Below are 26,251 nucleotides of genomic sequence, written 5' to 3'. Positions count from 1 at the left end.
ATGTTATTGATAGTGTTTTCAGCGGTCATAACTTGTCCCAAACCGCAGGTCGGGGAAGGGGGCATACCTATCAATGCCATATCACTTAAAATTTAATACATTTATTGATTAAGTACTAATTTTTACTACTGCAAATGATAACTATTTTTTTCATACCCCGCGAGCGTTGCGGATTCGTTGCGCCCCCCTGAAAAAACTCAGGGCAGGGCTGCGAGAAACTAAATGTCATTTCCTTTCTGTAAATGCCAATTTTTAATACTCTGTGAGACGTTTTCGTCATGCCTGCCTGTCCGGTAGGCAGGCTCGATTTCGTTTTCTCAAATCTAGCATTATTTGATGGCAAATGCTGGATAAGGAGTTCTTTTTGAAGACTGGGGGTGATTTGGTTTTTGTCGCCCAGTTAGTGGATTTACAAGCGAATGGAGATCAGTGCCGGTTATTTAGGCGTAGAGCCACATCCTTTTAGGGAGAAGGACTTCGACCTGTCAAATGCTATGGTGAATGAGATTATCACATACGGCCAGGAAATTTAGATCCAATTAATTCAAGTTTAAGGTGAATAATTGGCCTTTTTGTAGACCAGCCCCCTTTTTTTCAACCGCTCATAGATCTCGATCATAGTATCTACGTCCTCATTGAAAAATGCGCTGACAAAGGGGATGAAGCTCTCCTCTTCTTTCAAGGTGGTCAAAAAATGCGAATCATTTAACAGCAATAAGGTGCAGTCCTGAAAGTGTTCGGCTAAAATCTCAACCACTCTATGGTCGGTAATCAGACTGTTTTTCCCCGCTATTAGCAGGCCTTTTCCTCTGAAGTATCTTAATTGGTCGTAGTTAATCCCATGCAAGGAAAAATCAATGGCTGGCAACCTTTTGATAATCGGAAGAGAAAGATTAAGTTTCCATGTGTTCAAAAAACTAAACTCAGAAGTAGGGAGTACTGAATCCTGTAAGTAGGGGTAGATATGCTCAAAAGCCCTAACGCATAAAGCCACATCGGTAGAATGATCTATTTCACTACCATAAAAACCCTTACTGTTTTTTACCTTTTCTATTGATGCCAATAGTTCCGATTGGCTGTTTTTACGGATAACAGTAGAAGTTGAATAATGGTAAAAATCAATCTTTAGATGAGCATCCAACTCATTGAGGTAGGGGTTTTCTATTTTGGTATGGCGATATATTCCCATAGCAGTCTGAAGGTCATTTAATGTCGGCTCCAACGTAACAAAGCGAGCCGTGTTTTGGGGAAATAAGGAAATATATTGGTGAACAAGGTAAGCGGAGGAAGATTGGGCGAATAAGAACACCTTTCGGCCTCCCAATAGCTTCCTTCTGATTAATTCTATATCGTTTGCATATTGGAAGGAACTAAATATGGTTAGTGCCCTATCCCAATTTATTTCATTGTCTTGTGTAACTATATTTATAAAGGAAGGCTGCCTGCCTCTATCTTGAACATAGAGTACGTTAAAACCCATAAACTTATCCATGGGTAAACAACTATTTCCAAAATAGGCTGAAAATGGATCGCCTACCACGAGTATGGTTTCTTGCTTCTTGTTAAAAGGTTGTTGAGCGAAGACTATAATTTCCGAACTCCCAGCCTCAGGATTTTCATGGTCATACCATACGGAAACTGGAATCCTATGAGTCTCACAAAAACATCCAACCTGCAATTGCGGTGAAAAAAACAGTAAGTTCAGCAGTAAAATGACCATATCTTTTGAATGTATAGTATCCTATTTCAAAATTATTAAAAAATTATTCCGTAGATAAGAGAATAACAATCTTTAACATGCGAACTGTGACTGAAATATCCCCCATAAACAAACTCTTCAAAATGGAGGGGGAGTTCAAAAAAATGCTCAGAAGGATCCTTTGGGTTATTAGGAATTCTTAAAAACATAGTTAAAGACCATATTTATAGACCAAAGTAATTTGTATCTACGACTGTAAAAACATAAAATCTATCTTTCCATTTTATAAAAGGTGTTCTGGCCAAAGATTATCGATTATAATCATCAAAAATAAAACACAACAATATTCGGATCTGCATCATAGGTAATTCCAAATATTCTTCTTCCATCCTCGTCCACTGAAAATGCAATCAAACTATGATCCAATTCATAAGACCTTATAATGCTCCCGCTATAATCAAAAACTAGTATAGTTTTTGCAAGTTCACCGCCTAACAACTTCTCACTTTTGTCCCCAAAATATAAGGTATAAATAAATTCCTTTTCAAGATATAAATCGACATAAAATGTATACCTTTTACTCATATTAAACTGTGCCATCGGGTAACCAGCAGAATGATTTATTATAAATTCTGGGATTTCAGAAAGAGGGCCACGAACAGAAATAATATCTCCGCTATTCTTATCCAATATTTCAATAAAATCTCTAGCAACTCCAGCAATAACAAATTTAGAATAATCAGGACTTGATTTTAAAGGCCCTTGATGAACAGCACTAATTACATTGTACGGGATGTCCTTTTCTTCGATCATACTGTCCCAGGTGCCATATGTGTTTAATATTGATCCGTCAATATGGTATTCCACAAACTTTTCATTCTCATCGGCCCTTCTAGTCATTAAAGTGGTATCTGATGACCAGACCATATCCACAGCAAGAAATAACCCCTCTGACTGTTTTATTTGATTAACCGCTAATTTATCTGTCTTAAAGACATCATATTTCGAAAAAATTTTTTGTTCAGAGTCGTACACCCAAAATTTACCTGATGTTTTATCCCTCTCCATTCCATGTACCCCACTTATTTCTCCAGGGCCAAAGCCATTTTCTCCTACAGTTCTAATATATTCATTTTCGTCAATATTTATAATATGTATCAGATCCGACAAACCCAATTCACCTACTATAAGATAATTACCATCCCACAGAATCTTCCTAGGATTTATAAGCTGATGAAAATTAAGCTTTTCTCCTTTTATTTTAATGGTTTCGGGAATGTCCTTAGCTTCAAATCTCTTAATTATATAACCCTACTACTATCTTTTAAATTAGAATCTCAGGAAATAAATAACAGAAATAATATAAATATTAAAAACACACTTTTTTTCATAAGTTTTTACGTTTTTTAAGAAATTAAATAGGGCATATTATATGCCCTATTTAATTTAATTAAGGGCAGGAATCATACCCCCCGTACCACCAAGAATCGTTATATGTAGTACCGATTGGATGGTGACATTTCTCAATAATCCAAGCGCAACAAAGCCCCCCATAGGTTCCCCCCTTCTCTGTATTTGCTTGAGCTCCATTACCCAATTCCATTAGTGTTAACGAGGGTAAGATATTGCCCTTCTCAAACTCCAACCCGACCATTACATTCAGCGTAAGCATCAACCCAAACGCCCCAGCTGCCGTCCAGCGCAGCCACTTGCTTGTTTTTAATACATTTTTCATAATAATATAAGTTTTAAATAGTATAAAATTAATGTATATCAAAGTTATATATTCTAAACCGTAAAAAATCGGACAAAACAGGACAATATTGGACAATTTTAGACAAAATCGGACATTACTCTATCTCCATCTCTCAAATTTAGGTTTTTCATCTCAAGATCAAGGTATTATATCCCGCCCTACAACTTCTCCGGCTTAATCCACCAAATAGGATAAAACACCTTGAAGCCTTTTCATATTTTGACCACTTTAACCCTTTTCGTTATATCACCAGAGCAGATTTTTAAGTTCTCAGCTTTAAAACCTTACACTGAAACTAATTATTTCTTAAATTTATAAATTACAGCTGGATAATCAATTAATTTTTTAGGATACTTATGTCTTTCTATTTCTAAACTGCCTGTTTTTCGGAGCCGCTGTTCGGGATTTGCAATCCCGAACCCAGATAAAGGGGATTTACAATCCCCAAGAAATTAATCAACGTCTTGATACAGGCTTCTGGGACGCCAAGAAAAACCCTAAAGAACCCCAATAGTCACCGCAAGCACACCTGGAAAAACCCTAGAATACAGTCCCCTGAACATCAGATAGGGTTGAACTCATCGAACCATCATTTCTAGAAGGAGAATATTACAAAACCTTTAACCTTATTTCTTGCGGAAGAAATTATAACACTGTATTTCCTGCTTCGGATTGGTGATTTGTACCCCCGCCCTTTTCAGACCACCCCCTTTTTCCCCCTCCTAAAACAGGAGGGGGAAATGATCGATTTGGGGTTTTTTCTCTACGATTTGTGTTTGTTGGGCGAGATGGGTTTATAGGTGCCGTTAGGTACCAAATGTGGGTAGGAGAAGGTCTACGTTTAATTACAGCAAGTCACGTAGGGAAGGAACAGATCATCATGGAGTCAGGAACACCACCTTTTAGGATGAAACAAAGACCACGGCAGTGGTCAAAGCCCATTAGTTTTTAAGACATCAATACATCAAACCGAAATGCCAAAGGGGGATGGTATTAAGAAAGCCGATCTCTATGTCGTCCTTTACTATAAATCCTTTTTCGGCATTCTTAATTTGTTTTATCCCTTTGTTCTTCCCCCCTACCTCAAAGTCCATTTCGTCTATGGCGAAATCAGCTATACTTGAGGCAGCCACTTGATGGTTTACCTTTAATTGATTTAAGAAAAAGGTCTCCCTTACATTACCTTTATTTTGGTTTTCTCCTGCCAGCCCGTACACTAAGTTGGGGTTGTCCAAATAAACTTTATCCACCTTTCCCAAAGCCCTAAGGCCCTCCGCCTTGGTTCTCAGTTGCATAATCATGCCGGCTTCTTCCATATAGAGCAAATAGTCTGCTATGTTGTTCCGGCTTATGTTTAACATCCCGGCAATTTTGCTCATATTGGGTCTGAACGGAACGCTTTGTGCAATAATCGCCAACAATTGCTTTAACTTTCTGCCTGTGGAAACATTCATCTGGGCATAGGTGGGAATATCCGTTTCTAGGGTTTGGTTGACCACCTGCCATAGTCTAATCCCAAAATCATCCTCCCTGGAAAAAGGATAATACCCCTCTTTTAAATAGTCGTAAAAAAATGGCAAAGGATGAGGGATGTGAGGGATACTGACCTTATGCGCCAGTATATCATCAAGTGAATACCTGGGCACTTGCTCCTGGTGAAACAGCGACAAATATTCCCGGAAAGAAAGGCCCTGCATATAATACACCACCGCCCTTCTGCTTAGGTCGGCGCTTCCTTTTCTAATATCAAGGACGGAGGAACCCGTGAAAACCACCTTTAGATCTTGATGGTAATCATAAATCAGCTTCAGCTCAACGGACCAATCCGGGTATTTGTGGGTTTCATCTATGAAAAGGTATTTTCCCCCTGCCTTTACAAAGTCATCGGCCAAATCCATCAAACGGTTTTTTGCAAAGTAAAAATCCTCGGCTGTGACATAAAGGGTCTTCTGCGGATCGAGATTGTTTTTGATATACTGTAACACCAAGGTGGTTTTCCCAACACCCCTGGGGCCGGTTATCCCGAGCATTCTATTCTGCCAATTTATTATATCATAGGCATATCGGGTAAACCCTACATCTACATTGGCGATTAATTGGTTGGAATATTGAAATAAAGCATCCATTGGTTTCTTCAAAAAACAAATATAGCTTATTTTGCACTTATATAGTGCATTTTTATTTACTTTATGCACTGTAGGAGTGCGATTTTTCTAGGTTTAGCCGCTGTTCGGGATTTGCAGTCCCTTACAGCTTCTCCGGCTTAAACCCCACAAATACCATTTCATCCTCGGAGGGGTTGTTGTCGGGATGGTTTAGGGAAAGGTACAGTTTGCCATTATGGGTAAAGTACATCCGGGTATAAATGGTATTTACCGGAAGGTCCACCTCACCCACTTTCTCGAAGTCGCTATTGATGATGATCAACGAAGGAGGCTTGTTGTCCCAGTTTCTCCTTTGCCCATCTGGCCCTGTATAATCCACGCCACGATAAGCCAGGCGGTAGAGCAATTTATTCTCCTCATCATAGGCCAGCTCACGATAGGAATTGGAGGTGACAACACTCTATATATGCCCTGTACATAAGGAATAGAATCGCCCCTATATCGGCGACCAATTCAGATAGGGCAATAAATAAAACTAAATAATTAAAATCAAACTAAAAAGTTAATCCTTGATTATTTTCGGTTTTGGTTATATGCCTTTAGACTTGGTAGAAAAGTTCAAACTCTTCCCCGAGCTGCGGTATTATTTCCTCAAGAATCTCTCTTAACCGGGTGGTTATTTCCCATGGAAAACAATGCTTTTCCAAGTGATTGCGAAATGGAAAGGTTGAAAAGAGGTCACTGCTTCACGAAAGATCCCCAAAAAATTCCTCCAAGTCCAATTTAAATCCTTTGATAACCATAGACTTGACAATATCCCCTGTGGTCATTAACTTGGAAGGTTGGTATTTCCCGTTGACCAGGTTATAAACCAGCGAGGTCAGTGCATCTGGATCCAAAAGCCAATACTCTTTTACTCCTGACTCCTCATAAACTTCATACTTGTATTGGAGTTCCAGTTGCTTGTTCCCAAGGGACATAATTTCCACCACAAGATCCGGGGCACCAATACAGCCCCTGTCATCCAGTTTCTCCGGATCGCAGACTACACAGATATCCGGCTGGACAACGGTGTTGACCTTATCGTCTTTTTTGGATTTTACAGGAAGACGGACATCAAATGGAGCAAAATAAACCTCACAAATATGACCCTCCAAAAAGTTAAACAACTTGGTTCCCAAAGAGGCAGCAGCTTTTTGGTGTATCCTTTTTGGTGCAGCAGCCGCTTTTTTAAATACTTTTCCTTTGATCAGCTCCACCATTTCCTCCATATTCCAGGTCAGGTATTCCGCATAGGTATACCCACCGTAGCTGATATCAGGTTCTTTGAGTATGGCCTTTTCTTTGTCCTGTTCCATGATTAAATTTAATCATATTGGACTATTTTCGGAAACCAATTCCCCATAAAGTTTCCTGGTATTTTTCACTTCCAAGGATTTCTGAAAATGACTTTTCGGATACCTATGCACACACTCTCTGTCATCCGCATAAGCACTGCTGAATGACCTGGTCATAAAAAAAATGGATCCTTCCTTCTGAATCTGGAAGTATCCATTTGACCGGCTGCAAATAGATGGCTTACCCCAATGCCCTGGTATGGAAACCTTTTTCAATCAAAAACTCCTTCATGCTCGTAAGGCGGAATGGATTTTCCCGGGTTTCGTGGAAAACCCTCTCCGGAACCTGCAGGAATGGAGGCCTGCCGTACGTCTCATAAAACTGACGCATGGGATAGAATTCTTTCGCAAATAGCCGGATCAAGAAGCGAGGTACGGACTTGTACCTGAATTTTTCCCCCTCCCTGATGCTTTCCATCATTCTGCCCAACTCAATCCCGGAAACCATATCTCCGATCACGCTGACTTCCTTGTTCAGGTATTTTTCCGGTTGTAGGAATATATGAAGGGCTAGCTTTCCTATATCCCCGGAAGAAATATAGGGTACCTTGGCATCGGCATCAATAAACCCTTTGATAAGCCCCTTCTTTACCGGAAAGAAATGAGAACCCAGATTGTCCATAAATTGTGGCAACCGGAGTAGCGTATAGGGTTGTCCACTGGAGATCAGGTAATCTTCAATGATGAATTTGCTCTCCACGTGGAGCATTTTGAATTTCTTTTCGGTGAAATTCAGCACAGAGCTGAAAAGCAAATGAGGAACCTTATTGGCCACACATGCGTCCACAATGTTTCTCCCCTGTTGGATTTCCTTCTCCGGATAACAATGTTTGTTGTCCTCGGACCAGGGCTGGGTCACCCCGAAAACCGCATCGGCACCCTTAAAGGCGTTTATGAGTGGCTCCTTGGTTTCAAAATTGGCCTTTTTCACTTCCACACCCAATTCCTTTAGCGTTTGGGCCTTGGATGATTTATCGTCCCGGGTAAGGGCTACAATATGCCAGAGGTTTTCTGTTTCCAATAGCTGCCTGATCACAGACCCGCCTTGGGTACCTGTGGCCCCACAAACCACAATGGTTCTTTTAGGAGCAATCGTTTCTAACGTTTTCATGTTTCTATAATTGTCTTTTAGCGTTCATAACTTGCCCCGTCCCGATAGCTATCGGGATCGGGAGAATATCGCATGATTATTATCATCCCTACATGTGAGTTTCTCCTCATGCCTGACTGCCGTCCAGGCAGGCTCGATTTCATCTTTTTGTTTAATTGAGGCCAGGAAAAGGAATATGGCCTCTGAAACCCAACCACTTGGCCAGTCTGCCTACTACTTTGGCCATTATTTTTTGGACGAAGATGGGTGGGCTTATCACAAATAGTTCCCCGTAGCATTCATGCAGGATGGCTGCAAACTGCAGGGGGTTTGGCAATCCTTTTTTGTCCAGTTTCCCCTGTTGGTCCAAGGCATACATGCTTTCCAGAAAATATTCTGTTTTCAACGCTGGCCTCAACTCCACGATGGCCACTAATTCTTCCGTTCCGGCGTTGGACCATTTGTGCAGCACATTGGGTTCCACCGTGAATTTTTCCCCAGGCAGGAGGACCAGTTGCTTTCCCTTATGGGTCAGGTTGAGTTGGCCCTTTACCACCTCAAAGCTTTCACTTTGTATGGGGTGGTAGTGTTCCGGTGGACCGGCGGCTCCGGGTTGAATCCACACCTGAGCTTTTAGCAAGGCTCCCTTGGAATCGGCTGCGGTGACCAGAAATTTGGCTTTGTCGCCGTAGGTTTTACTTTCGATGATTTGATTTGTGTGTGCCATTTTTTTACTATTAACTTTGGTTGATTTGATGACACAAAGCTAAATCACTGGGCACAAACCGCTTATACGTAAGAAGAAACACCTTATACGCAAAGAGAAATAGTGGAACGGCTTACCGCGGAGGCTTGGTGGCTGAGGGGGAAAAGCCAAAATGCTTCTTAAACGCGGTAGAAAAATGGTTTTGGTGACTGTAACCCAACCACTCACTGATTTCGAGGATAGGGTGTTTTTGTTCCAATAGCATGTGCTTGGCAAATTCCATGCGGAGTTGTTGGTAATAGGAGAAAATACTCATTCCAAAGGTCGCCTTGAAGGAAGTCTTCAAAGTTTGAATATTGGTACCGAATTTCCTGGCCAACTCCTCCAAGGTCCAGGCAGCCAGAAATTGCTGCTCCAGGAATTCCTTGACCCCAAAGGCCAATTCTTTGTTTTTGGCACCCATTGGGAGGGGACGGAGAGAAAGGTTGCAAAGTTGATGGATTTGCATGGTAATGAGTTCCAGGCTTTTTATCTCCAAAAACATCCTTTTCATGGCACCCTGGTAGGGGTTTTCCAACATGTGTTTAATGGTGTTTTTCATCTCATGATGAATAAACCCGGGCTGATTGGAAGCTACTGTGGAGTTCCTGGTGGCGATGCCGTTTTTGAAACGGTCAGTGATCTTGTCTTCCGATATGAAATTGTCGTAGAAATAAGTGCTGCCAACATTGATATGAAAGGTATGCAATTTCCCCACCGGAAGGTAATGTTCCCCTTCGGTATGGACCAGGTGAATGGCATTGTGCGAATTCTGGGGAAGTTGTTGTTTTTTAGGAAAGTTGTAAAAATGGGAAACGATGCTTCCTTCCAGCATAAAGGGGAAGTTGATGCTGTTGTCCGGTGTGGCAGTCTTCAGTCGTACGGATTGGCGGAGCTGGATGATGCCGGAGAGCAGGGAGACATTTGGCGTGGCGATGAGCCGGCAATCAATGCTTCCCAAAGAAGGATCCTGAAAAGCCAGTTTCTGCTCCATGACAGGGTCATGGTTTGGGTAGTTGGGGGATTGACCCTCAATGTCCACCGTGGAGGTGTTTTCAAAACTGATCAATGAAAGGTTCATTCCACTATATTATATAGCTATTAAACACACCTCCTTTGCATTACCCCTACCCTATGTTAGTATTTGTAGGCCAATGGTTTACAAATATAGTTGGAAATTCACTTTGATGATATATTAGTTTTGTTCTTGACCTAATTTTTTTTCTCTGGAAAATGCATGCTATTCCTAACGTAGTTTCAGTGTTTTCTTAGGAAGGCTAACGCCAGTATAGGTGGAAAAAATAGCAGCTATACCGGAAGCTCCGGATATAGCTGCTTTCAAAATTTTCAATACCTAATTTACCTTAAGTCGGATCCAGCCAGCACGTTTAAAACGTCTTAAAGGTTGCCCGCAAAATCCTCCATTCTCGCTGTATCCTAATTTCTTCGCTCAAAGAACCTATCTTCGACAATAACATCACCCCCGACAATCCCACCGGGGAGCAGGAAAGTATTTCCATTATCCCGAATTTCGTAATTTAGAGGACTTTCCTGATTGGGCTCAATATGGCCCTTATCCAATTCTTCTTCGGAATAAAATAGTTTTTCCGCACCATAAGGCTTGTGAAGAAATTCTGTACGAAGCAATTTGAGCATATTTTCTTCTGAACCTGCCCTGAATGTTCCCCTTTCCAGAAAATTGTACCCTAAGTCAAGGTCAGTGTCCTTCTCCCGTAGGGTGGAACTGTAGGTATAAGTGCCATCTGCCCTAAATTGCAAAGTAGTGACATAATCCAGTTCCAAGTAATCATTAAAACCGACCATTTCCCAGGTACCCAAGACCATGGAGGGAACACCAGGTTGGGGATCCTCGTCATCCTGACAGGAACTGAAAATAAGCAACATAATAAGAAGGGAAAGGGTAAGGACTTGTTTCATAGTGATGTTGAATTTGTTTTTAATTTTTACGGAGATGTGCAGTGCTTGGTTACTCTATTTTTACAATAGACGAGTTTTTCAACAAAATGCTGCCACAAACCTACCCTTGAAGATAGGCAGGGGCACGGCTATTTGGATCCCAAATAATAGCATTAGTGGCTACACCCATTTTAAACTATCCGAAAAAAAGAGGAGTATCCTCAAATTTTGAGAAAAACCATTCCTGCATTCGCGGCACCCCCCCTTCCATCCTTGGATCAATTTTTGCTAATTTCCTGTTTAGCCCTACCCAGACCAACTATCCATGAGCTTTCTAAAAAAGTGCCTATCCCTTTCCAAAACTTCCTTCCACATTTTTTCGGAAAACCACCCCGTGAAGTTTGCCTCAGCCATTGCTTACTTTTCCCTGTTTGCGCTGCCTTCCATGCTGCTCATTATCGTCTATTTCTTTAGCATCTTCTTTTCGGTAGAGTACATACTTGGCGAACTCAAGGAGCAGCTGTCCAACGTAGTCGGGGAAGAGGGTGCCAATATCGTGGTGGTGATCACTGAGAATTATAAGGAACAAGCAGCAGAGAGTGTTTTCTCCCAGCTCCTTTATTCAGTGGTCATCTTCTGGCTTTCCACACAGCTTTTTCGGCTTTTTCAAAACTCCCTCAATGACCTATGGCGGGTAAAACCTGATTTTGACAACCCATGGGAAAGGATTTGGATGGAACGAATCCTGACCTTCTTCCTAGTAATGGGATCAGGTATACTGCTCTTTTCCTCTGTGGCGGTGGAATGGTTCCTGGAACTGCTGTTGGGTTCAGGCGGAGGGGAGGGAAATTGGACCCTTACCTCCATTCTTGTCAATACTATCACCGCTGTTTTGGTGTTCCTATGGTTCAGCCTGTTGTACAAAGTGCTTCCGGCAGTACAGATTCAGTGGGGCCCCACCTTTGTCGGGGCTTTGGTGACTTCGATATTGATCATAATTGGATATTTTTTACTCTGGGAGTTTGTGGTGAAACGTGACCTGGAGGATTTTTATGATGTGGTGGCTTCCATAGTCGTGGTATTGCTGTGGATCTTCTATTCCTCCCTGGTATTTCTATTTGGAGCCAGTTTCACCAAGGCCTATTCCTATGATCGTGGCAAACCCATAGCACCCGCAACCTATGCCTATAAATTTAAGGAGGTAAGAGATAACCAAAATGTACTGGATTAGTTCTTTTCCGTGACATATGAGTAATTAAGTTCAAGAAGGTGCCATTTTTCCTCTATTACCACAAACATTTGTAAAATTTTTAGCTATTTAAAATGGGTTATTCTGAAATGATTAGTTCCTTAATAAGCCCTTTTGTTAGCATTTCAATATTTTCCTCTTGCCCTTTTTCATCCGTACATATATAGTTAGAAGTCAATTTACTATACCATTTGCCCGTATTATACCAGGTGACCCTTGCTCTTTTTCTTAGGTTATTGGCACTTACATCCTTCTTTAATTCTCCAGATCCTTTTTCAAGAGCTCTAAAGTAAAATTTGTTACCCCCATCACAATTTGAATGATGCGTTTTAACTATTCCTCCTAGTTCGCCTGAATGTACTATGCTCACACGAACTTCTAATTTTCCATACATACAGTTGATGCTATTACCAAGACCTTGAAACTCCGAAAGTCTATACGTTTCATTGTTTCTCATCGGAATCGAAAAATTATACACAGAATAATCGTTACATAAGTCAATATCCAATACTTCGATAATTAAATCCGTATCAATTTGACGGGATATTTCATCATAAGTGACTTGACCGTTCCTTAATAGTTGCGTTAACAAGCCCCTGTCTCTTACAGTATACCCGGATTTTAGGAACTCTCTTTCAATCAGATTATAGTATCTAGTTAACTTATTTTGTTCAGCAGAAGTGACATCATGAGTAGGGGAAGGCACCCGTAGTACAACTTTTGGCTTTGGATTGTCTCTTAAAAAATCCTGTAAAGCATTAGTTTTCGTAACTTCATTTTTGGAAGGGCTGTTAGATGTTACAGTTGCCTCATAAACTTTTAGTGTACCACATCCTGAATGGCACAAAATAATTACTCCTAACATTAATTTTGTAAATGTCTTCATAATTTAATAGTTTTTATTACCCCTATCCTGTCAAAAGGATTTTAGGGATTTGCCTTAAAAATTAAAAATTTACTGATACTTCTTTTTTGCCAATGAACGCCAACTCATAAATTTTCCCGACGTTTTTTCCATTTTTATCAAATGCTGTTAGCTTATTGAATTTTTGTTCCCCTTTACTTAATACAAAATATTTATCCCCAATCCTGAACCGTTGGGAAGCATCTCTTTAAAAAAAGCAAATCGGGATTAAAAGCTAATTGAATGCTACTGAAAATCAAGGTGCTACACCGCATAATACCCTTCTACCACTCATTTTTAAAAAGATTTACCGCCCAATGTAATAAATTCTGTATAAAAAAGCAGAAATTAAACTAAACTTTGTGCCAATAGCATGGTGAGATATGGTAAGGGAACCTGGCAATAAATTATTTATACAAGTAGAAATTGCCTAATTGAGCAGGAAAAAAAACCATAATTTTTGAATTGCCTTGCATAATACTTCCCTTACACTAGACCTGCATTAATCTCTTTTGATCTGAATATCGGGATTTACCTTAAGGATTCAGTTCACCGCCTTACCGATTATTTCTAAATTCCGTTCTATAACTCTTCTGGTTTTTAGATCATTTCGGAATTCAAAAAAATCTTTTTTGTCCAATGGGCCCCGACCCCGAGGCTCTGGATAAATAGTGACAGCGTCAACCTGATCCGTTTGGATCGGGTCGGGCTACCCATTACCTGCTGGAATTCTTTTCATCAACAAAATAGTTGTCAAGTTTATTCAAAAATCTTTCGTCTGACATACCAGTCCTGTTAAACATAATTACACTTCCAATTCCACTGTCTGGGTAAATTCTAATTTCACAATAATATCCACCACCTCCACCTGCATGGGTAAAGTACGTGTTTCCTTTCAAACTACCTTTAAACCAGGAAAGACACATACCTGTAGCTTTCCCATCGTTTGTACGGTTTTCGTTAAATAACAAACTTTTATAATTATCTGAAATAAGGGTAGTATTGGGCTTTAGGAGTTCTTGGGCATATTTTACAAAACCATTAGGAGTTCCAATCAAACCTCCATAAGCGTTTCCAATTGCCTTCAGCCTTGGTCATATACTTTGATTTATCCACAAACAATCCTAACATAATATTGGTCAGGCTTAGTATTTTTTGATAACCTTTGGCATGACCATCTTGATTTGTGATAATAAAACCAAGTTCATGTGGTTCAAGATTAATTTTTTTGATTATCATTATATTAATATACTCTTCGTAACTAAGCCCAGAAATCTTTTCAATCAGCTGTCCAAGTAAAACATACCCAATATTGGAATAAGCAAACTTCTCATTGGGCTTTAATTTGACTTTGCTATTCCTTCGAATAATTTCTTCAAAAAAGTCATTACTGTTAAATGATTTATGCTCTGAAGTTAAATGAATCCAATTCAAGGGAATTGGATTTGGAATACCAGATGAATGACTGAGCAATTGCCGTATAGTAATATGTTCTGAATAAGGGAGTTCTGGAAGATATGCTTTCACGGGCTCATCAATATCAATTAAGTTCTTTTCTGCTAATTGTTGTATGGCGAGAGCAGTAAAGGTTTTTGTAACAGAATAGGCATTATAGGTGGTGCTTTCATCTACTAATTTTCTGTTTTTAATGTCAGCATACCCAATTTGGAATTTGTAAATTACACTGTCTTTATCAAACAAAAAGTATTGTACAGAAGGTGTATTACCTTGTTCTACTTCTCTTTTTAACAAAGTTTCAATAGCAGTTTCGTTTTTTGAAATTGTATTACAGTACATAATGGTTGTGATCATAAAGGTAACTAGTAATCTTATCACAGCTGAATTTTGTTTATAGTCTTATACTATAGCCAATATGCAATGCAGCAACATAGTGAAATTTTGCTGGCTCAAATTTCACTCCATCAATAGAATGTGGCCCTTTTGTGTTTATTTCAGACCCAAAATTCAGATAAGGATTTAAGTATAAGCCTATATTTTTAAATGGATAATAGATATATGCGATTCTTAGGTTTGGATATATAGTGGAATGGTCGATTTCCCTTTTATACGGCTCAAGCGTTACGCTTTTGTTGTAGAAGAAGACAGAAGGGCCAAAATGAAATCCTTTCCTGTCTTTGTTCAAATAATAATCTGCGAAAAGTGCGTAACTTGGTCTGAATTTCATGTTTACCCATCCCTTCTCTTTATTCGATTTTGCCATCATGGCATCAGGGAAATCCGAAGAAAAGATTGAGCCCATCAATGAAACCTTAGGCAATTTTTTTGAACTGTATTTCAAGCTTACTGAATATCCGTTAAGTAAATAAGGAGCGGGGTCTATTTCCAGTGCAATCAAATTACTTTGAGACTGAGCATGAAAATTCAGAGCTAATAACAGAGCCAATATTAATGATATCCTTTGCATTTTTTTGTTTTAGAGTTAAACGATGATGCAAAGTTGGAGGCTGATCAGCTGAGTTCCATTATCATTTGTTAAAATGAATTGTGGTTATCGAATTTCTTTTCTTAGTCTGCTCAATGAAACATTCGTGATTCCTAAGTAAGAGGCAATATAGGGATGGGGAATAATATTTTCTAGATACGGGAGCTCTTGTCTTAACTTAATTAACCGCTCTTTAGCCGATAAAGATGCAAAACCAATTTCTTTTTCAACCTTCTTTTTCAATTCGTTTCTCAAAACGGTATTTGCAAATTCTCTTATCTCAAGATCTTCCACCATCAATTTTTCAAAGACCTCAGCATTTATACTACCTATTTTCATATTGGTCAATGCCTTAATTGTTATAAGAGAAAACCCCTTTGAGGTTCTTGTGGTGAAAGGCGAAAGAATAGATTTTTCAGGAAAAAAAGAAATAAAAACCTTATCTCCATCAGGATTGGTTATATAACTTCCACAAATACCTTCCAATACAAAATACTCCTTAATGTTTTTCTTATTTACTGAAATAAAATCAAATCCCATTTCAAAAAATTCAATTTCCATGGCGGAGGTGATTTTTGCACGAGAAGCAGATGAAACCTGATAAATTGAATTTATGATTTCCTCGATTTTTATTTGATCGGTCATTCTATTTGGTTTTGCTTGCAGGTAACTGGGTAAGGTAGGGGAATATACTCACTCTTTTTCATTATTCTAAGGCGTTCGTGAATTTCAATTCACCCCTTCCTTCCCACAGAACTCCCGTAAAACGGGACAGGCTGCGGGTGAGACTGACACAACTTGTCCCGCACCGAAGGTCGGGATAGCCTGCCCCGGAATAGATTCGGGGAATCTCGCATGTTTGATAAGGATCGCTACGAATGGCGATTGATTCATACTCGATTTCCTATTACCTCAAATACTGCCCGACTTTGTCATTCAGGCGGGCGCAACCTACAATCCAGTGAACTGGGACTGGGTGTTAAGAAATGACCTTTTTAGACCCGTACGGCTGTCGGGGCTAACGAGGGGCCAAGATGCAGCGTGGGGGACTGCCTGCCCTTGCCTGCCCCGTCCCGATGCTCGGGATAAATAGTGAGGAGTACTCCGCAGGCTTATGGCCTGCGGCCATCCACGATTACCTACAGTTTAATCATCTACGCTGGTTAGATTTTTGATTTTAACGTGTCTTTCCACGTTAGGTCTCCATTGATCTTGATTCGCCATAAGCCCAGAAAGCTTTTCTTGGAAGTACACTTGGTACCATATCTTTTTGTGAAAATGACAAATATTATTATAAGTCTTTTCTGAATGGATCATCAACCTCAATAGAAAATCTTCCTTAGGCTTACGGTGATTATTTACTATTTTACTTAACAGATTAGCGTCAATATCAATATCCTTAGCAAAGTCAATTCTCTTGCTATAAATCGCATCAATATATGAAGTCAAGAATTTTGTAAAGTGATTTTCCTCTTGATAGATAGGCTCTTTTATAAACTCCTCCATCTTCAGTTTTAGTTGTAATAATTTAGCCTTTATAATTTTGTCAGAAGATAGGTTCTTCATTCTTTGAAGTCTAGCCTCCATAAGTGCTTTGCCATCATCTAGTTGCTTCTTTTTTGAAGTATAGCGAGAATCTACGCCGAATTCAGCACCTTCAATTTCTTTGAATTTATTTTTCCCCATAATCATGATCATAAGTGTTAATTAACTCTAGTATTTCTGCTATTTCAACGCTTAAAGTCATTCCCGTTATATTCATTCCAAATTTATCAATATAGTGTTGCGCTATTGCTCCCTTTGGTTTTAATGATACACAGGCAAGTTCTCCGTATTCTCTAACGGCAATTTTTGAAATGAATGTGATAAGATTACCAGCAATATTTTCATATTCTTTGTCTCTTCCTTTGTTTTCTTTAGATACAGTAATTAGCCTAATATGAATTCGCCATTCTTCTGGAATTCGTTCAACTGAAACAAGTCCTAGAATATCGCTTGACCCAACAATTTTTATTTTATAAACCTCCTGTGATTGTTCTTTTTTCCAATCAAAGAAGTATCGGCTTTTCGTAATAGATTTATAATCATTTGCTTGAACTGCTTCTATCTCTACTTTGTACTCTTTCCCATTAGCAGAACTTATAACTATCATACAACAAAGATACGAAAAAAGTTTCCTAAAAATGGAAATAATATATAAATAGTTTCCAAAAAACGGAAATAAATGATAGTATTGTTATTGTAGGTAATCGGGTCACGCAGGGGAATTTCATCCCCACGTTCCCACAACTTGTCCCGATTTTCGGGAGAACTCCCGTCAAACAGGACATGCTGTGCGTGAGACTCTCACCACACACCGCCTGCCCAGATCCCTCGGGGGCTCTTCATACTAATAACCATTGTAAGGTAATGCACTAATTTAATCAATTAGCGGTGGTCCTGTCTCTTTTCCATAAATCCTCCCCTGAATAGTCAAGGTTGTAAATGAATGAGAAACATAGTATGCTCCCTACCCGCATTCCTCGCTCAAATGTCCTCCCGGACATTTGCCGTGCTCCACTCCCAATATAGGAGCTTCAACACTACTTAGCCGTTCACCAAACCAGCGTTTCCGCTAAATGCAGCGTCTTTGATGGCTGCCCCCTGAGAAATCAGGGCAGGCCCTCAGGCCGCCATCGGAGGGCCTGTCTTCTGATCTCTCAGAAGTCTTCCATCCATTTCAAAGCATTCTTTCCCGAAGGAATGATTCAAGTCACACAAGTTTCGCAGCTACACGCAGGTGGGGATTTTTTGCACTGAACTTCATTAAAAGGACAGAACTTGGACTTAGCACTTCACTTTCAAAAAAAACACTGAACCCGCTTTTTTGCTAAACGCCTGTTAGCGGTTCGGGCTTCTATTATGTCCACCGTTATCATTTTTTTTCTAATGTTTTTTCGAGCAATATTTTATCAAATGTATTACAGAATTATTCTATTTAAGAGTGTCAATGTTCATCTCCTTTGTAAATCCACATTGGTTCTGTTTGACCTGCTCTCTTAAAACCAACTTTTTGATAAAAATCAATTGCCTTTCCGTCTGCTGTAAGCATTTGCATATGAAAGTGTCCATATTTTTCTTGCATTTTTTCTACTATCATTTGGCCAATTCCTTTGCCTTGATAGTCAGGATGAACAAGTAAATGAGGATAATAAACAACCAAGTGTCCGTCTGAAATAGCATTACCTATACCAACTAGTTTATCTTTGTCCCAAGCAGAAAACAATGAGTGTGAATTTTTCAATGCATTATATAATTCAGTTGGTTTGTCCGCTGAACTCCATTGGTTTGCCTTATACAAATCAATTATTTTTTCAAGGTCAATATCTCGTCTGTCTGAGATTGTTATTCTCATTTGTTTATTTTCTGTCATTCGTTTTCCGAATAAATTTCCTCATTTTTGTTCGTCCATTTTCGTTTCAAGTTATATCGTTATAGCCTGTTCGCTAATCGGGTGAGGCGGGGGAATTGCACCCCCACCTTCCCACAACTTGTCCCGATTTTCGGGAGAACTCCCGTAGAACGGGACAGGCTGTGCGTGAGACTCTCACCTCACACTGCCTGCCCCGCAATAATGCGGGGGCTCCTCATACCAACAACCACTTAAAGGTAATGCGCTAGTTTAATTAATTAGCGGTGGTCCTGCTTCTTTTCCATAAATCCTCCCCTGAATGAACAAGGTTGTTAATAAAGGCGAAATAGGATATGCTGCCTGCCCGCATACCACGCTCAAATGTCCTCCCGGACATATGCCGTGCTCCACCCCCATTACAGTCCCGTAGCCATCGAGAATCAGCTCCACCTACAGGCCTTATTGTCCCCGTTTTTCCTTAGCCGTTCACCAAACCAGCGTTTCCGCCAAATGCAGCGTCTTTGATGGCTGCCCCCTGAGGTCTCAGAACTAACCCTGAAAAATCAGGGCAAGCCCTCAGGCCGCCATAGGAAGGCCTGTCTACTGGTTGCCCAGTAGTCCTCCATCCTTTTCAAAGCACATTCATTCCCGAAGGAATGATTCAAGTCACACACGGCGTTTAGCAGCTACCCAAAGGTGGCGATTACAGAGCGATACACTGTCAACCAAGCAAAAACTTTGATAGATGTATCAACCTTCATTTAACCACCAATACGCTGAAATCCTTGTGCCGATAAAACTTAATTTCTCCTCTCAAAAGACATGTCAGGGGTTATCGCCCCTCCTTCGAATCTGCCTGGTATAAAGAAGGTGTTGCCATTATCCCGAATTTCGTAATGGAGGGGGTATTCATCATCGGGCCTTACATCGCCCCTTTGCAATTCATCCTCGGAATAAAATAATTTTTCCCCATAAAAGGGTGTGTGAAAAAATTCGGTGCGGGCCAATTTGAGCATATCGCTTTCTGAGCCTGGGCGAAAGGTACCCCTTTCCAGAAAATTAAACCCCAAATCCAGGTCACTGTCCTTTTCACGAAGGGTGGAGCTGTAGGTATATGTCCCATCTGCCCTGAACACGTAGGTAGTGACATAATCCAATTCAATATAATCATTGAAACCCACCGTTTCCCAGGTGCCTACTACGGCGGTGGGAACAGAGGGAAGGGTATCCTCGTCATTTTGACAGGCACTGGCTATCAACAATATAAGAAGAAGGGGAAGGGTAAGGAATCTTTCCATATAGAGCTTGAATTTGTTTTTAACATTTACGTTACTATTCCTATCCAGGTTCTATATTACGCAGCCATTTCTAAAAACTTGCGCAGACGATTTCAGGTCTGTTTCGAAATTGGTAATCATAAATGTAAGCAAACACTCACAGAATTCCACGTGCAGGACCTGTACAGGTACATGGACAAGCTTTACAACAATTATAAGGAAACAATCCAGCTGATCAGCTTTGAACACACCAGGAGAATACTCGGTGGGAGCATCAATATCGTCTTCTACGATGGCACCACCCTTTATCTTGAAGTGGATCAGGAAGACGAACTGAGGAAGATGGAAATAGCAAATCGAATTTACACAGTGGAAATCAAACTCAGCTCCTCGGGCAAAAAGATTGGAAAGACCCTGATATTGAACGAAAATCAAAAAAAACTGGCAGAAATGTTCGGTTTTTGATTTTGGGTGCCCCAGTGTCCTGTTTTCCTCGCTGGGACACCTATTTAAATTTCGGTTAGAAAAATTGACCAGTTACGTTGTTTCGTCAATGCTCTTGATAGTTTTCCGATGGTTTGATGTGACCCGAATATCTTGATCTTAAAATTGTATATTGGAGAAAAACCATATTATCACTTTATCTTCCGCCTTGCAGATTTTGGCGTGAAGAAATCCGGGCAGCGCGGTGGCAAAGGCAGAGGCATGTCTGACGAGGTTTTTGGGCTATAAATTATTTTGTAGGACTTGTACTTTCCAAAAACCGAGGAGTTTGCCTATGCGCGGGCTGAGCACGGATTTTAGCCAAAAGATGCACAGCGGCGGGGTTTTTTGGTTACTTTTTTGATCCCGATTTGCTTCGCTTCGGGACAGGCTCTGCAGCAAAAAAGTAACAAGGGTTGAATATTCATACAGTTAGCCATGTGAAGGCAAACGGCCTCTACACCGGTGCATTGTGATTATACCTGAAAAGTCAACCTTTTGTCTTCAGCTTACTGGAGGGGTTTTCATGCCTTGACAAAACTCAAAATATCAAAAATAATGACTGGGACACCCAAATTCGTCAAAAATATCCCCTGAGAGTGTCTAAACGCACTTCCAGTAATCTACCGAGGAAAACAGGAAAAAACTGGCAGAAATGTTCGGTTTTTGATTTTGGGTGCCCCAGTGTCGAAGTCAGGAGTGGTCATCTTCTGGCTTTCCACCCAACTCTTCCGGCTGTTCCAAAACTCCCTCAAAGGCCTATGGCGGGTCAAACGTGATCTGGAGGGTTTTTAGGAGGTGGTGGCTTCCGTCGTCGTGGTGTTGCTATGGATTTTCTATTCCTCCTTGGTGTTTCTATTCGGAGCCAGTTGTACATAGGCTTATGCGATGGACCGCGGCAAAGCATTAGAACCGGAACCATACGCCTATACATTCAAGGGGGTTAGGGACGATAGTTGATGGCAAAATTAGTTGACCAGGGTTTACAAACAATGATTGGTCTAGGGCTTTTATCATCATTTCAATTTGATCAGAGCATTCGGGTCCAAGGCATTCACATGTTCACGTTATCGACATTATGGTAAATGGTGTGTAGGAACATATCCCACACACCATAAACATCCACTACTGCATTATGAAATTTTCGTTCTCATCCATGCTTTTAATTCCTGGCTTTCTGTACTGTCCAGCCACCTCAAACTCTTTCTATATTCCTTTATCAACAGCCTTCTGTCGAAAGCCATTTTTTCAAGAATCAATTTACAATAGTTCAGCATTTTACATTCGTTATTACGGGAAGCATTCATGTTACCGTTAAATTAATATAAGAGTTACAACAATGATAAATTTGTTAAGGGATAAAATAGGATTTAGTTTAGCCTTCGATCGAAATACTATTTCAGATCCTTTTTAGCTCTCGTTCAACAAAGCATTTAGTAATTTGCTAGTGCCTAAATCTTTCCCGCCTTGCAGATTTTGGCGTTAAGAAATCCGGGCAGTACGGTGGCAAATACAGAGGCATGTTTGACGAGTTTATACGTCCTATATTATCCTAAGAAACAATAAATAAAACTCCGAGGAGTTTGCCTATGTGCGGGATGAGCATGGATTTTAGCCAAAAGATGCACAGCGGCGGTGTTTTTCCCGTGTTGGCGGGGAAGGTTGGTTACTTTTTTTATCCCGATTCGCTTCGCTTCGGTACAGGCTCTGCAGCAAAAAAGTAACAAAGGTTATAGGTGCCATCCAAGTTAGATTCTGAGATCTACTTAAATCTAATCCGCGTTGGAGCTTTTGGCGAAAATAGATCCGCGCTTTACGGTGGCCAAGAAACATTTTAAGAGTAATTAAGCCATAGTAATTCACGGAGTCCTAAAACGGCAAAACAAATAACCAACCTTCAATAAACACCCACCTTTAACTCGACCCTTAATCATTTTTGCATCATCCACCTTTTTGCAGGTCAAAAAAAAAATTGAATCATAGTAAGAGTGTCCTGATTTTGATAAAAAGGTATTTGGTGACAGGTATGTAATTATAATAAAGAAAAAAGGGGCTTTCTTCAACCTTTACAAGATGTGTTTGATTCTCGGTAGATTGATTTGCCTGCTGCTTATCCAAGGAAGAATGACTTACAAAAACTTCCCTGGTATCCTTTTCATAATTTTCAACAACATAGGTGTCGCTCAAATGAACTAAGGAAAAGCTTAAGGCAACAATCAGAGCTACAAGTTTCATTTTAAGTAATTTTCATAATGTACGGAGTAATCTTGTTTAGGTTACATTTCTAAATGACCTACGAACTCCACTCCCTCATTGCAAATCCTTCACTCCATGGATCACCCTGTGAATAAAGGAAAGCTTTTCCACTACTGGAGCACTAAGCACAAAGGGATAAAGGTCCCTTGCGCCCATACTTCGGTTCATACTGTTCATCGCTATGGACAATGGCATCCACATACTTATAATGGTCTGGAAATCCTTGCAGGTATAGGCATTTTCCTCCACATGGGTGCTGAGCCAGTCTCCTTGTTTCTTCCGCCTCGGTTGCACCTGCAAGCCAAAACTGTAGGCAGTCTCCAGGGTATCCACGATATGCATGTAGTGGGCCCAGGTCTCCGCCCAGTCTTCCCAGGGGTGCATGGTGGCATAGGGACTGATAAAGGAATTTCCCCAATCCTTTTGTGGGCCATTGCGGTAATAGTAATCCAGGCAAGCTTGGTAACTTTGGCGCTCATCCCCAAAGAGCAGATGAAAACCATCTATCCATGGCGAATCCAACACCAGTTGCTCCCAGTAATAGTGGCCTACCTCATGGCGGAAATGCCCCAAGACGGTCCTGTACACCTCGTCCATCTGTTTTTTGGCCATCTCCCTCTCCACGTCATCAGCCTCGGCTATATTGAGGGTAATCACCCCCATTGCATGGCCGGTAAGGATACGTTCTCCCTCCGGAAGGTGGTCGTCGGCTTTGAAATCGAAAATCAACCCACTATCGGTATCCTTGAATTTGCCGGTAATGGGCAGCCCCCATTTTAGCAAGGCATAGACCAGCCTATGCTTAGCTTGCTCTATCTTCCTCCAGCGGTCGGCATAGATGGGGTTGGTGAGGTTTGGAATCACCCGGTTCAGTTCGCAAGCCATGCAATACTGGCTATCTTTTTCCATAGGAATTAACCAGTTGCACACATCGTGTGTCTGGTTTGCACAGTACTTGAACAACTTTCCACTGGCTGGACTTCTCCATTTGCCCCCCTCCTCTGCCACCAAGGAAAGCATCAACATCCTCTCCGGGTCAAAACCCAAGGAATGACCGCAGTTGTCGCAACGTACATTGTCAAAATAAACGGGATGTCCACAATGGTCGCAGTTGAAAAGTTGCATGATTAGTTAGGCTTGTTTACATCACAAATTTAGAATTATTGTACAATTTCCATTACGAATTTGCTGAGTAATAATTAAGTAGCTCCCATTTCATTGCTATCTGTTTGGGGGTACACTAATTAGGTTGTTTAATCCCCTATTGGGAAACCAAAGAGGGATGAAGCCACCTACGAGTGCTGACATCGAACGCGTTACGGTCATCGGGAAACTCTATAAACTCCTCATCACCGGAGTTTTGGGGGTAATAGGGACTCAAGTCCTCTCCCTTCACCATCTTGTCAAAAAGTAGCATTCCCTTTTCCTTCAGTTCTTCGTCCGGCATTTTCCAGGTACGGAAGGACTCCCTATAAAATGTCACACTGTCTTTTTTGTCTCTCTCGAAGACAATGCCAGTTGCGACATATTTTTTATAAAGGCTAGGTGCTTCCCGCTTGATCAGCAGGAATTCTTTTCCAGCCTTATCTGCGTAATAGGCCAAAACCTCATGTTCCTGGGCATGCTGCTGGTAATGGTCGTCAAACTGCTCTTCAAACTTATTCTCATGGTTTGCATAGCGCTTGGGTAGTTTCCCAAAATACCGCACCATGCTATACTTCAGTGCCTCTAGGTTTTCTTTTGGCAACCGTTCGGGGGAATAGTCCCTCTCCTCACAAGCGGTTAGGAATAGGCACAACACTACTAGGTAAGCACTAATTTTCATCTGTTTATAATTTGTTTTTTAAAGGCCATATAGCCTGCCCCTGCCTGCCCCGAACTCGATTCGGGGAACTTGCTTCGGGGGAATCTCGCAGTCTATAATCATCCCAGTGTGTGACGTGCTCGTAATGCCTGACTGCCATCCAGGCAGGCTCGATTTCATATAAATATTTCCTTGCATGGTGAAATCGGGACCAAAGGGATCCCAAAAAATTGATGGCTGACAATAAATGGAAGGGCCGATCGCCAATTGGCGAACTCGACCCTTCCTTCCTTCAAGATTTTCTTTTTTAGTATTCCTTATCCACAGGATCAAATTCCGCCCATCCGTCGGTCCAGTCCACGTTGCCAAAGGCGCCCAGATACTCCACATTGGTATCAAAGAAAGAGGCACGGTTGGATTCGCTGAACTTAGGGAGGTCAAAGCTGGCTCCAGAAGCTATCATCCCACCATTGACGGTGAAGTTAGGATTATTGGGGTATTGGTTGGTCAATCTATTGGCAAAAAACCAATCCTGTTTCAAACCAATGGACTCATGAATTGTTTCAGAGGCCTCCTCGTTAATTACGGTATTGTGTTCCTCAATATAGGCTGCAATATCATCCACACTCACGCCAGTGCCAGCCCGGTATTTTTCGTTGGGGGCAAAGAAGATGTTGTTGGCGATGTAGCCGTTCTCATTCACAGCATACTGCTCATATACAGAAGGCTGGTTCATTCTCAACGCTCTGGGGAAACCAGCAAATACCGAGTTGGTAATGGTCACGGCGGTTCTCCTCCTCAAGTCCACTGCATAGGCAAAGTTGTTGTTGCCGGGGTTGGTGCCAGTGGCAATAGGGCCTATTACGGTGATGTTAGAGAAGGTGCCTGTGGTGTAGGGTTCCACATTGTTGTCATTTGGCCCGTTATCACATTCAAAGCCATTGGACTCAGACTGGTCTGCATAGCCCCGGTACCTTACCGCTAGTCCATACTGTACGTTTCCGGAATACCCGTAGTCCACGTCAAAATCATCATCCCACATGGCGAAGGAGACCAAGTTTCTTCCATCCACAGTGCCACCAAACCATTCGAAACCATCATCCCCTCCAAAGGAGACCATGCAATTTTCCATTTTGGTACCCCTACCTACACCACCCATAGTGATGGAGTTGGTTTCGTTGTTTACGGACAACTCAATGCCTGCAAATTCCACCCTGAGAAACTCATAAATCCCGGAATCGTCATCATTTTGGCTGTCGTCATTTCTACCAAAAGACACTGGAGGGTCTATGCCTTCAATATTAGGATTGGATTGGTTGGTCTGTGCATTGCCTATGATCACAAGGCCTCCCCAGTCCCCTCGGTCGCGTTCTCCAGGTCGCTGGTTGGAAGTCATCACAATGGGCTCCTCTCTGGTGCCCTGCGCGAGGATTTTCCCACCCCTGTCAACTACAAGAGTTCCCTTAGTTCTCTTGTCACCGAAAATCACTGTTCCAGGGTCTATGGTCAGCACCTGCCCTGTCCGCACAAATGTCTGACCTACAATAAGGTATTTTTTGTCCTTGGTGAGACGCTGGGTGCTCAAGTCACCACTCAACTCCACCAAGTCAGTTTCCGGTTGGGGAGTGCCATTTGGCCCATCATCGTTAGAACAGGCTGCCATCAACAGCACTGTGGCTGCGATTACAAAATGCATGATTTTTTTCATGTTGGAAGAAATTGTTGTTAAAGAAAT

The 26,251-nt window shown here is 41.2% G+C and carries 24 protein-coding genes and 2 pseudogenes; 2 read left to right on the top strand and 24 right to left on the bottom strand.

Annotated features, from left to right (window positions below):
• Nucleotides 1–550 precede the first annotated feature (550 nt).
• From DB520_RS05220 to DB520_RS05175, 10 genes and pseudogenes are all read right to left on the bottom strand, one after another.
• Nucleotides 551–1,720 carry a hypothetical protein gene (locus tag DB520_RS05220; protein ID WP_114748544.1) on the bottom strand — a complete coding sequence of 390 codons (1,170 nt, stop codon included), beginning with the start codon at nt 1,718–1,720 and terminating at the stop codon, nt 551–553.
• A 303-nt stretch (nt 1,721–2,023) separates the two neighbouring features.
• Entirely contained in the window at nt 2,024–2,911 is an 888-nt protein-coding gene (locus DB520_RS05215; RefSeq protein ID WP_262511311.1) for a TolB-like 6-bladed beta-propeller domain-containing protein, read from the bottom strand.
• Nucleotides 2,912–3,149: 238 nt separating this feature from the next.
• Nucleotides 3,150–3,434: a hypothetical protein gene (locus DB520_RS05210; RefSeq protein ID WP_114748542.1), complete on the bottom strand. Its 285-nt coding sequence runs from the start codon at nt 3,432–3,434 to the stop codon at nt 3,150–3,152.
• A gap of 977 nt (nt 3,435–4,411) precedes the next feature.
• Nucleotides 4,412–5,581 carry an ATP-binding protein gene (locus DB520_RS05205; protein WP_114748541.1) on the bottom strand — a complete coding sequence of 390 codons (1,170 nt, stop codon included), beginning with the start codon at nt 5,579–5,581 and terminating at the stop codon, nt 4,412–4,414.
• Between the two features lie 121 nt (nt 5,582–5,702).
• A pseudogene (locus tag DB520_RS05200) lies at nt 5,703–5,996 on the bottom strand (DUF4221 family protein); the annotation flags it as partial.
• 310 nt (nt 5,997–6,306) lie between these two features.
• A complete protein-coding gene (locus DB520_RS05195) occupies nt 6,307–6,918 on the bottom strand; it encodes a Uma2 family endonuclease (RefSeq protein WP_114748539.1) in 612 nt (203 codons plus the stop codon).
• Between the two features lie 220 nt (nt 6,919–7,138).
• The gene (locus DB520_RS05190; RefSeq protein WP_114748538.1) at nt 7,139–8,068 is read right to left on the bottom strand and encodes an NmrA/HSCARG family protein; all 930 of its coding nucleotides are present in this window, start codon (nt 8,066–8,068) and stop codon (nt 7,139–7,141) included.
• A 151-nt stretch (nt 8,069–8,219) separates the two neighbouring features.
• Nucleotides 8,220–8,774, bottom strand: a complete 555-nt coding sequence (locus tag DB520_RS05185; RefSeq protein WP_114748537.1) for a cupin domain-containing protein — start codon at nt 8,772–8,774, stop codon at nt 8,220–8,222.
• Between the two features lie 112 nt (nt 8,775–8,886).
• On the bottom strand, nt 8,887–9,873 hold the full coding sequence (locus DB520_RS05180) for a helix-turn-helix transcriptional regulator (RefSeq protein ID WP_114748536.1): 987 nt from the start codon (nt 9,871–9,873) through the stop codon (nt 8,887–8,889).
• Between the two features lie 356 nt (nt 9,874–10,229).
• Nucleotides 10,230–10,730, bottom strand: a complete 501-nt coding sequence (locus tag DB520_RS05175; protein WP_114748535.1) for a hypothetical protein — start codon at nt 10,728–10,730, stop codon at nt 10,230–10,232.
• A gap of 304 nt (nt 10,731–11,034) precedes the next feature.
• Between DB520_RS05175 and DB520_RS05170 the strand changes: the two genes are divergently transcribed.
• Nucleotides 11,035–11,940: a YihY/virulence factor BrkB family protein gene (locus DB520_RS05170; RefSeq protein ID WP_114748534.1), complete on the top strand. Its 906-nt coding sequence runs from the start codon at nt 11,035–11,037 to the stop codon at nt 11,938–11,940.
• 97 nt (nt 11,941–12,037) lie between these two features.
• On the opposite strand, the gene DB520_RS05165 is transcribed toward DB520_RS05170, so the two are convergent.
• The 9 genes from DB520_RS05165 to DB520_RS05120 form a co-directional block, all read right to left on the bottom strand.
• Nucleotides 12,038–12,844 (bottom strand): hypothetical protein, encoded by an 807-nt coding sequence (locus tag DB520_RS05165; protein ID WP_114748533.1) that lies wholly within the window; start codon nt 12,842–12,844, stop codon nt 12,038–12,040.
• 734 nt (nt 12,845–13,578) lie between these two features.
• Entirely contained in the window at nt 13,579–13,920 is a 342-nt protein-coding gene (locus DB520_RS05155; protein ID WP_157971937.1) for a serine hydrolase domain-containing protein, read from the bottom strand.
• Entirely contained in the window at nt 13,904–14,674 is a 771-nt protein-coding gene (locus tag DB520_RS05150; RefSeq protein ID WP_114748531.1) for a serine hydrolase domain-containing protein, read from the bottom strand. The genes DB520_RS05155 and DB520_RS05150 overlap by 17 nt, the downstream gene beginning before the upstream one ends.
• Before the next feature lie 37 nt (nt 14,675–14,711).
• Nucleotides 14,712–15,287, bottom strand: a complete 576-nt coding sequence (locus tag DB520_RS05145; RefSeq protein ID WP_114748530.1) for a hypothetical protein — start codon at nt 15,285–15,287, stop codon at nt 14,712–14,714.
• An 84-nt stretch (nt 15,288–15,371) separates the two neighbouring features.
• Nucleotides 15,372–15,950 carry a Crp/Fnr family transcriptional regulator gene (locus DB520_RS05140; RefSeq protein ID WP_114748529.1) on the bottom strand — a complete coding sequence of 193 codons (579 nt, stop codon included), beginning with the start codon at nt 15,948–15,950 and terminating at the stop codon, nt 15,372–15,374.
• A 501-nt stretch (nt 15,951–16,451) separates the two neighbouring features.
• A complete protein-coding gene (locus DB520_RS05135) occupies nt 16,452–17,003 on the bottom strand; it encodes a hypothetical protein (RefSeq protein WP_232834848.1) in 552 nt (183 codons plus the stop codon).
• A complete protein-coding gene (locus DB520_RS05130; protein ID WP_114748528.1) occupies nt 16,978–17,457 on the bottom strand; it encodes an N-acetyltransferase in 480 nt (159 codons plus the stop codon). Before DB520_RS05130 ends, DB520_RS05135 begins: the two co-directional genes overlap by 26 nt.
• Before the next feature lie 834 nt (nt 17,458–18,291).
• Nucleotides 18,292–18,717: a GNAT family N-acetyltransferase gene (locus DB520_RS05125; RefSeq protein ID WP_232834847.1), complete on the bottom strand. Its 426-nt coding sequence runs from the start codon at nt 18,715–18,717 to the stop codon at nt 18,292–18,294.
• Nucleotides 18,718–19,496: 779 nt separating this feature from the next.
• On the bottom strand, nt 19,497–19,994 hold the full coding sequence (locus DB520_RS05120; protein ID WP_114748527.1) for a hypothetical protein: 498 nt from the start codon (nt 19,992–19,994) through the stop codon (nt 19,497–19,499).
• A gap of 141 nt (nt 19,995–20,135) precedes the next feature.
• Between DB520_RS05120 and DB520_RS27740 the strand changes: the two are divergent.
• Nucleotides 20,136–20,315: pseudogene (locus DB520_RS27740) on the top strand (IS1634 family transposase); the annotation flags it as partial.
• Between the two features lie 1,274 nt (nt 20,316–21,589).
• Here the strand turns inward: DB520_RS27740 and DB520_RS26495 are convergent.
• From DB520_RS26495 to DB520_RS05090, 5 genes are all read right to left on the bottom strand, one after another.
• The gene (locus tag DB520_RS26495; protein ID WP_198675233.1) at nt 21,590–21,733 is read right to left on the bottom strand and encodes a hypothetical protein; all 144 of its coding nucleotides are present in this window, start codon (nt 21,731–21,733) and stop codon (nt 21,590–21,592) included.
• 700 nt (nt 21,734–22,433) lie between these two features.
• Nucleotides 22,434–22,691, bottom strand: a complete 258-nt coding sequence (locus DB520_RS05110) for a hypothetical protein (protein WP_114748525.1) — start codon at nt 22,689–22,691, stop codon at nt 22,434–22,436.
• Between the two features lie 75 nt (nt 22,692–22,766).
• Nucleotides 22,767–23,837: a zinc-binding metallopeptidase family protein gene (locus tag DB520_RS05105; RefSeq protein WP_114748524.1), complete on the bottom strand. Its 1,071-nt coding sequence runs from the start codon at nt 23,835–23,837 to the stop codon at nt 22,767–22,769.
• 136 nt (nt 23,838–23,973) lie between these two features.
• A complete protein-coding gene (locus DB520_RS05100; RefSeq protein ID WP_114748523.1) occupies nt 23,974–24,537 on the bottom strand; it encodes a hypothetical protein in 564 nt (187 codons plus the stop codon).
• A 286-nt stretch (nt 24,538–24,823) separates the two neighbouring features.
• Nucleotides 24,824–26,224, bottom strand: coding sequence for a hypothetical protein (locus DB520_RS05090; protein ID WP_114748521.1), 1,401 nt, complete (start codon nt 26,222–26,224; stop codon nt 24,824–24,826).
• Nucleotides 26,225–26,251 lie beyond the last annotated feature (27 nt).

It is taken from the genome of Pleomorphovibrio marinus, assembly GCF_003347495.1.
Lineage (GTDB): Bacteria > Bacteroidota > Bacteroidia > Cytophagales > Cyclobacteriaceae > Pleomorphovibrio > Pleomorphovibrio marinus.
Note: the sequence above shows the minus strand (reverse complement) of the source record. Positions and strands in the feature narration are given on the sequence as shown.